Annotated in this window: 3 protein-coding genes; all 3 read right to left on the bottom strand. The window is 23.3% G+C overall.

The window, feature by feature from the left end; genetic code table 11:
- Positions 1 to 168 (bottom strand): glycosyltransferase family 2 protein (locus AJ882_RS09150; RefSeq protein ID WP_148127815.1); only part of this gene is annotated, 168 nt, incomplete at its 3' end.
- Complete coding sequence (locus tag AJ882_RS01235) at positions 161 to 1,369, bottom strand: glycosyltransferase family 2 protein (protein ID WP_011049887.1); 1,209 nt, start codon at positions 1,367 to 1,369, stop codon at positions 161 to 163. The genes AJ882_RS09150 and AJ882_RS01235, both read right to left, overlap by 8 nt.
- 77 nt (positions 1,370 to 1,446) lie before the next feature.
- Positions 1,447 to 2,418 (bottom strand): glycosyltransferase family 2 protein, encoded by a 972-nt coding sequence (locus AJ882_RS01230; RefSeq protein WP_011049888.1) that lies wholly within the window; start codon positions 2,416 to 2,418, stop codon positions 1,447 to 1,449.
- Positions 2,419 to 2,463: the final 45 nt, after the last annotated feature.

The raw sequence follows: 2,463 nt of genomic DNA, 5'->3' as shown, positions 1-2,463 counted from the left end.
ATCTTTTTTGGCATATTCTTTAGCTATATCTATACTTTTATCACTCCCACAATCATCCACTACAATTATTTCTATATCTTTAAAACTTTGATTGATACAACTTTCTAAAGCTTTGGCTATATATTTTTCTACATTAAAAGTTGGCAAGATGATTGAAATTTTAGGCATTGTTTTTCTTAAAAATCTTTTTTGGGTGGCGAAAATAAAATCTTAACATAAATTTAAATCTAAAAAGTTTTAAATTGATACCCACTAAAGTAAATAAATCCTTTATATTGAGATAATTTAAGGGATAGTATTGCTCAAGATAATAATGAATATAATGTAAAAAATATTTTATTTGGAGTTTTTTGTCTAAAATATTACTTTCTTTGCAAAAAAGCAAAATATTAACCCCAATTACACACATACAATAAGCTTTAAAATAAGCTCTAAGCTTAGAATAATCATCGAAATAATATCTTAAAGGTTCTAAATAAAAAGGTATGCTTTGTGGTATTATCTTTTCTTTTTCACTTTTTATTATAGAATTAGCTCGAATTCTATAAATTAATAATTCTTCTTTAACACAAGTTATTTTTTTAGCACTTAAGAATAATATAGTTCCAAAATCATGATCTTCGTGATAAATCCCATAAGTAAAACGAAGCTTATAAATATTTAACAACTTTGCTCTAAAGCTTCCTTGCCAAGCAAAATAAAACTCACAAATATTATTTTTTTTAAAAAAATCAATCCCACTGATATTTTTAGTGTATTTACAATTTAAATAAATATCGCACTCTGCTTTTTGTCTAAAAACTTGCTCTTCTTCAAGGAATTCTTTAATATTATGTGTGCAAATATCTATATCATCTTTACTCATCTCATTTACGCATTTTTCAATACAATCAAGCTCTAAATAATCATCGGAATCTAAAAAGTGAATAATATTATCAGGTAAATCTTGAATGATAAAGTCATTAAGATTTTTAAGCTTTGTTTGGATTATATTTTTACTAAGTTTTGTAAAGTTTTTATTTATTTCTTCTTTTGTAAGTTCTTTTGTACTATTTTTAAAAGTGTTTGATTGTTTATAACTAATAATATTTTCTTCATTTTCAAAAAAATCTCTTAATTTAGTACCTTTTATAAATTCCAAACCCGCATTTCTAGCTGAACTTAAGCCACCATTTCCTTTTGCAATAAGAAAAATTCTTTCATCTTTTTTGGCATATTCTTTAGCTATATTTAAGCTATTATCAGTACTACCATCATCTACTAAAATAATATCTAGATCTTTATAAGTTTGATTTATAACGCTTTTTAAACACTCATCTAGGTATTTTTCTACATTATAGATTGGGATTATGACGGAAATTTTACACACATTAATTCTTTATTAAATTTTAAGCTTAACAATACCAATACTCCAACATGGTAATCTAAGCGATAATTATAACACATTCAATTAAATTTATTTTTAAAATACTTTTCCATCAAAAATCTTTTCAATAAAAAATATTTTATTATAAATTTATTTTTTATTTTTTTCATTGTATATATCATATAATTATATTTTAATCGATATAGTTTTATTTCTCGATGTAATTTATATACGATTAATTTACCAATCATTATTTTTAAAAAAACATACAAATACAATTCAATATTCTTTTTATGATGATTTAAAAATTCTAGTAAAATTCCAATAACCATTTTTTCATCTTGTAAGTTTTTTTCAATTTTGACAATATCATTAGTCCCAACAGAACTATTGTCATTTTCACAATAATAATAAATATTTTTTGCACTAGTAGTAATTTTTCCACAATTTAAAATAATAAAAAAATAAATTAATGCATCTTCTGCCATAATTAATCTAGTATTTAATATCTCTTTTTCTAAAAAAGAAAAAGATGCTAAATATATTTCTGTTTTAATAAGTTTAGAACAAAGATTCCAATAACAGATATTTTTATTTTGAATTATGATATTCTCACAATATTCAAAAATAGTAAAAGTTTGATCTTGTAAAAAATTTCCCCTATTTATAACCCCTGAAATTCTTTTATATATAAAATCAAACCATATAAAATCACTTTCTTTTTCAGTGTTTAAAATTCTCACACACTCTTCACAAGCATTAAGTTCTAAATAATCATCAGGGTCTAAAAACATAATATACCCCCCCCCAGCTGCCTTAACTCCTTCATATCTAGCTCTTAAAAGACCTAAATTTTCTTCATTGTGAATTATTTTTATTCTTTCATCTTTTTTGGCATATTCTTTAGCTATATCTATACTTTTATCACTCCCACAATCATCCACTACAATTATTTCTATATCTTTAAAACTTTGATTGATACAACTTTCTAAAGCTTTGGCTATATATTTTTCTACATTAAAAGTTGGCAAGATGATTGAAATTTTAGGCATTGTTTTTCTTAAAAATCTTTTTTGGGTGGCGAAAATAAAATCTTA

The organism is Campylobacter sp. BCW_6461 (genome assembly GCF_001762735.1).
In the GTDB taxonomy this organism is placed as follows: Bacteria; Campylobacterota; Campylobacteria; order Campylobacterales; family Campylobacteraceae; genus Campylobacter_D; species Campylobacter_D jejuni.
The sequence above is the reverse complement of the archived record's forward strand: the minus strand, read 5'-3'. Positions and strand labels throughout refer to the sequence as shown.